Origin of the sequence: Hyunsoonleella sp. 2307UL5-6, assembly GCF_047345485.1 — a bacterium.
GTDB lineage: Bacteria > Bacteroidota > Bacteroidia > Flavobacteriales > Flavobacteriaceae > Jejuia.
On the sequence record NZ_JBLFEN010000016.1, the window covers coordinates 1 to 6201 of the forward strand.

7 protein-coding genes are annotated in these 6201 nt (G+C 31.9%); all 7 read left to right on the forward strand.

What is annotated here, in order from left to right; translation table 11 throughout:
- Window positions 1-145 precede the first annotated feature (145 nt).
- On the forward strand, window positions 146-781 hold the full coding sequence (locus ACKGJY_RS15305) for a hypothetical protein (protein WP_413974776.1): 636 nt from the start codon (window positions 146-148) through the stop codon (window positions 779-781).
- A gap of 149 nt (window positions 782-930) precedes the next feature.
- On the forward strand, window positions 931-1626 hold the full coding sequence (locus tag ACKGJY_RS15310) for a hypothetical protein (RefSeq protein WP_413974777.1): 696 nt from the start codon (window positions 931-933) through the stop codon (window positions 1624-1626).
- 160 nt (window positions 1627-1786) lie between these two features.
- Window positions 1787-2428: a hypothetical protein gene (locus ACKGJY_RS15315; RefSeq protein ID WP_413974778.1), complete on the forward strand. Its 642-nt coding sequence runs from the start codon at window positions 1787-1789 to the stop codon at window positions 2426-2428.
- A gap of 157 nt (window positions 2429-2585) precedes the next feature.
- A complete protein-coding gene (locus ACKGJY_RS15320) occupies window positions 2586-3224 on the forward strand; it encodes a hypothetical protein (protein ID WP_413974779.1) in 639 nt (212 codons plus the stop codon).
- A gap of 131 nt (window positions 3225-3355) precedes the next feature.
- Window positions 3356-4084, forward strand: coding sequence for a hypothetical protein (locus tag ACKGJY_RS15325; RefSeq protein WP_413974780.1), 729 nt, complete (start codon window positions 3356-3358; stop codon window positions 4082-4084).
- Window positions 4085-4626: 542 nt separating this feature from the next.
- Window positions 4627-5220 carry a porin family protein gene (locus ACKGJY_RS15330; protein ID WP_413974781.1) on the forward strand — a complete coding sequence of 198 codons (594 nt, stop codon included), beginning with the start codon at window positions 4627-4629 and terminating at the stop codon, window positions 5218-5220.
- Window positions 5221-5377: 157 nt separating this feature from the next.
- Window positions 5378-5911, forward strand: coding sequence for a hypothetical protein (locus ACKGJY_RS15335; protein ID WP_413974782.1), 534 nt, complete (start codon window positions 5378-5380; stop codon window positions 5909-5911).
- Window positions 5912-6201: the final 290 nt, after the last annotated feature.

The following is a 6201-nucleotide window of genomic DNA, read 5'->3' on the forward strand; positions in this document are numbered from 1 at the left end:
CAATGTATAACCGCAATTACGGCGGATTCGACTACGTCCGAATCCACTCGGAATTGCTAAAGTCTGTGCAAAACCGAAAATTAACGCATATTAACCCGTAACTGACGGTTATACGAGACCGTTGTGCGTCATTTAAGAAAAACCCGTGAAATACATTAAACTGATTTTAATTTTACTTTTTTTAAGTTCGTGTTCAACGAATAAATCAGTAGTTGGTTTATATGGAAAATGCGGAAAAAGCTATTTTGCTTGCACTCAAATTGAGTTAAAATCGGACAAAACATTTGAGTATTTTATTTTTATGGATGTTGGTGGCGGAACTGTAGTAAAAGGAAATTGGGAACAAATATCTACTGACAGTATAAAACTGAACACATTTGAACAACCAAAAAATCCGAGTACGACTTATAGTGGAAAAATAAATCCCGACCGAATTGAAAACGTGAAAATCACAATCCGAGATTTGGAATTACCACTTGCAGCAGCATTTATTGTAATTAATGACCAAAACGAGGGAAAAGCAGCAGACGTGAATGGAATTGCGGAATTGGAAGCTCAAAAAATAAAAACAATTACATATCATTATTTAGGACAAAAAGAAACAATAGAAATTGACAATCCGAATTATAACGAAATAGAAATTATTGTAAGGGATTTGGACTTAAATGCTGTTCCAAGATTTTTGACTGATAAAATAATGACTTTAGATAATGGAAAATTGTTTTTTAACGATGGATATTCATTAAAGAAAACCAACCTGAAAAACAGACAATGGAAATAAAAAACGAACGCACAACAATGGCTATAAGTAATTGCTTGTTCTCGCCTACTTCTGAAAATCCTCGCGGATTTTCAGTTTGGTGTGTACTTGCAAAGTTAAGTGCTAAACCACGCAACTACTCATAGCCGAGACCGTTAGCAAACATATAAATGAACATCAGCAAACAAATATTATTAATCCTATTTTCTTTACTATCAGCAATTAATTTTGCCCAAACTACAGCAGATGTTAATTGCGAAAGCGAACTAAAAACTATCGAAACGGAAATTAAGTCCCAAAGTTCCGTTTCTTATAAAATTGTTTTCTCTCAAAAATTGTACACAGAAGAAAGTTTTGAATTTAGCGAAGGAATTATTGTCATTACCGATTTAAATGACAATCTGAATATTGACGAAACGATTAAGGCAATAGTTACAATTGGAGTGGAAAATAAGTTGAGTAAAATATTGGCTTTTAAGACCTGTAAATCTGTAGAATTTTATTTTAATCAAAATAGACTTACAACTGAACAAACTGATTATTTAGACAAAAACCTATTGCCGAAAGTTGAAATTGACCTAAACAAGTCTTTAAGTAAAAAAGAAAAAAAACAGAACAAACGGAAACGTGACTTAATAGAAATGGTTTCGAATAAATCTTGTGAAAAACTTGAAAATTCCAAAATGGAAAAAATAAATGCGGAGGAATTTACTCAAATTGTCTCATCAATTTCAGCGGAATATGCCGAAAAAACTCAAAAGATTTATGATATGTCTTTTGAAGAAAGTGTAATGCTATTTATAAACGACTTGACCGAATATATATTTAGAAATTGTGAAGAGTTGAAAAGATTGTTAGCGGAATAAATACGTTTGCTAACACCGTATAAAAATAATGCTTAGTTTAGTGCTTAATCAAGAGTCCGTGCACTTTTGTTACATCTGATTTTCCTGCGGAAAATCCTCGCACACAAAACCGCACTATTCTTATACATAAACGTTATATGCAAGTTGAAAAATCACTCAAATGGAGAAAGTAGTTTTCGAAAAAAGCTTTATTGAAAAACTGGACAAAAACTTTCCGGAATTAGCTAAATATTTTGATTTTAATCTCGAAATTTTCTGTGAATTTAACACACTGATTTTTGAGATAAACAAATGCCTAATTCTTGAATTTCATAGAGCTACAATAACGCTGACAAACAACTTACTGGAACGTCTTCTAAAACTTGCTTTGATTAAAAATGATACAGGAATTGGACCTATACCGATTGAAAAATGGAACGACGTGTTTGAAGAGCCGAATAAAAAATATGGTTCAATACCATTAGGAAACTCAATAGAAAAATGTAAAAAACTTGAACTGATTTCAGACAAAGAAAAGAGCTTTCTATTCGATATAATTCGTGAGTTAATGAGAAATGGTTTTTCGCACGCTGACTCAAGTAAAATTCTAGCTGATTTACCTGATAATTCGCCAATGTTTCAAGGAAGTTTTACAAATCCAAATGCTGATTTAAAAGAAGTAAGTATAAATCAAAAAATCATACCGACTTTTCAAGCTTTACAAATGGAGAATTTTGCGAAAGAAAATGCCAAATTCTATTTCGATTTTGTTTTCCATCTTATTTTTCGGATTGAAAAGCGTTTGAAAGAAAAACTGGGATAAAACCTGCATATAACAATGTGTATAATTCATTGCTGGTTAAAGCCTACTTACGAAAGTCCTCGCGGACTTTCTATCTGTGATTTATTTGCTACTTTAGTGCTTAAACACGCAACGAAATCATACACTAGACCGTTGTGCGTCATTTGAGAAAACGAAAATGCTAAAGATATTTAAGAAAAATTTGAACTCTGAATACAAGGAAAGAATTACCAAATCTTTTCCTAAAAAATTGCATTCGGATTTAAAAGAAGTTTTGAAAATCTTACCATTTGAAAATAATCAAGTCAAATTATGTGACGGACAAACTCACAAAATTGACAATCTGATTCACGAATCGGAATTGAATATTGATTTTGACAACGAAACCCTAACAATTCCTTATAGACTTTACTTTAACGAACCAAAACCAGAATTGGAAAAGTCTTTGACTGACAAACAAAAAGACATTTTAAATTGTATTTATTTACGTCATCACAATGGATATTTAAGAGAAAAACGACTGAATTTAATATCTGATAGTGCAGAAAAGTGGACAGTTCCATTTATAATCCAATTAATTGGCGAATACGTTTATGAATTGCTTCCGATTATTGACAAAAAAATAAACGAAAACACTTTGGATTATTACGCTGAATTTAGAGATGAAAACCCTAAATATTGGCAACAGACTGAAAGTAGAATGATAAGCTATTGGAATGAATATTATAGATACAAATTTCCGAAACTGAAAGAATATTTGGGATTTGAAATTGTTAACCGAATAAAAAAACGAACGCACAACAATGGCTATAAGTAATTGCTTGTTCTCGCCTACTTCTGAAAATCCTCGCGGATTTTCAGCTTGGTGTGTACTTGCAAAGTTAAGTGCTAACCCACGCAACTACTCATAGCCGAGACCGTTCTACGCAATTTAACCAAACCAACAATATGAATTTAAAAACTTACACATTTAGCTTACTTATTTTAATTCTGGTTTCTTGTAAAGAGAAAACAAAAAAGGAAACACCGAATTTTGATTTTATAAAAACATTCGCTGGAAAAATTGACAATAAATATCCTTTACACATAAAATTGAACTCTGAAAGCGGAAAAATAAACGGAACATATTTTTACGACAAAGTTGGAACTGACATTGAAATTAAAGGAACTATTTCAAAAGACAGTATATTAATTCTGAATGAATTTGACCAAAAAGGCAATCAAACTGGACTTTGGGACGGAAAACTTATTAATGAAAATAAAATAAGCGGAACTTGGAGCAAACCAAATGGAGATTCTGCGAAAGAATTTACTTTAATACTGACTTCCGACAATTACGAGAGTTCTAAAAAGGCGATATCAGATTCCAAATATTCAAATTATAACGGAACTTATAATAGTCCGTTCAATGATGGCGGAATTTCATTCGGTAGATTAACTATAAAATATACCGAAAACAATGAAATTGAATTTGATATTTCTACTGCTCATCAAGCTGGATGTACTGGCGAATTAAAAGGAATTGCGAAAATCAATTCAAATGGAATTGCAATACACAACAGTTCTAATTGTAAAAGATTGACCTTTGAATTTAAAAAGAACCAAGTCACAGTAAAAGAAAAGAACTGTGATTTACACGGAATGAGATGTTTCTTCAGCGGAACATATAAAAAATAAAAAACTGCGTAGAACACCGTATATAATTTATTGCTAGTTCTAGCCTACTTACGAAAATCCTCGCGGATTTTCTATTCGGTTTTTATTTGCTAAATTAGGTGCTTAAAACACGCAACAAACCATATACAACAACGTTGGTGTCAATAGTGCGTTTTTTATATCAGCTAACATAGCGGAATTTTATAAAGGTAGATTTATGGCGGAATAACCGCTCCCCTTTTACTATGAAATAACTCGGGTTGGTCTCTTTTCCAAGCTATTGTCGGTGGAAAGTTTGCCAAGTCTCTGGTTGGCACTAAAAACAGTGTTTTTTGCTCATTATGCCCTTGGGGTTTGCGGTTGTTTTGCGCTATTCCGTAATTGCACTTAATACTGGCGCACTACTTAAAACCAACAATGTGTAAAAAAAATACTATTTTTGTGGCTTACATTTATAAAGTACTCGTTTGCTTGCTTACGATTTTCCTTCGGAAAATCGCTGCCCACAAACCCGTACTTTGTTTACACTAAAACGTTACCCAACATTTGAAAACAACTTAAACATGAGAAAAGTCTTTTTAATTTTTATTACTTTACTACTTATTAATAAAGTTTCGGCTCAATCGGAAACTAAAATTGGATTAAAATTTGGAGTTCATTATTCCGGATTTACAGACGGAGGGGAAATAGTATTAGCAGATAGTTTTGGTTTTCATGCTGGATTTATTTCGGAAATACTTCTTTCTGACAAATTTGCTCTTCAACCTGAATTATTGTTTAGCCAAAGAAAAGGACAAGATGGAACCAAAATTGGAGACCAAAGGAAATTTTATTTTGTTTCAGAACGAAATTATATAGACTTGCCTTTGAATTTAAAATATCTTATTTCAGATAAATTCCATGTTGAAATTGGACCTCAATTCTCGTTCCTTCTTTCAGATAAAAATACTATTACACCAAGTTCATCTGACTCTAATCCAGACTCTGAATTAATAATAAACGGATTCGATTTTTCTGCAAATTTAGGTGTCAGCTTTAACCCATCGGAAAAAATAATTATTCAATTAAGATTAAATCATGGATTTTCTAAAGTAGTTGAAACTTTTGATTCAAAAAATTCTATGATTTCATTAGGTTTAGGATATTTTATATTTTAAAAAACGTTGGGTAACATTGTATATAAAAAATTGCTATTTTGTGCTTAACCAATGGGAGTTGCTTTGTTTGCTAGCTTCTGATTTTCCTTCGGAAAATCATCGCACGCAAACACGCAACATTTCATATACGTAACCGTTACCCAACATTTGACCAAAAATGCACGCAAAACTGAAAAACATTATTCTGACTTTAACTCTAATTGGATTTGGATTAGGAATTTTCAGTTACAGTAAAATGTATGAGTTCTTTTATCAAAAATTTTACTTTCCAGCAATATTGGCGATTTTATTAATTACATTTTTTTTCCTTCCAAAGAATTTAAAGATAAAAAGCAAATTATTGAATTTAACTGCACTCGGAATTGGAATTCTATTTGTTATTCTGACAACTCAACTGACCGTGGACTATTTTGGAATGAAAAGAACCGAAAAAATATTGACTGAATATCACGAATTGGATTGCGAAAAAATAACTGACAGATTTACTACTGATTTAGCAAATAACGAACTTAAATATTTTTCGAGCGGATTAGTTGGTTCGGGAAATCTAACCGAAAACATAAAAAAATACGGAATAGAAAATTTTGACCTTGGATGTATGGTTTATAACAACCTGAATTGCTACAATAAACTCGTTAGTAATTATCTAAAGGAAAAAAAGAATATTACGATTAATGAACTGTATGAATAATAAAAAAACGTTGGGTAACACCGTATAAAAAAAATTGCTAGTTTTAGCTAAACCAAAGTTAGTTGCTCGTTTGCTAGCTTCTGATTTTCCTTCGGAAAATCCTCGCACACAAACACGCAACTTTCCTTATACATAAACGTTGGTGTCAATAGTGCGTTTTTTATATAAGCCAACATAGCGGAATTTTATAAAGGTAGATTTATGGCGGAATAACCGCTCCCCTTTTACTATGAAATAACTCGGGTTGGTCTCTTTTCCAAGCTATTGTCGGTGGAAAGTTTGCCAAGTCT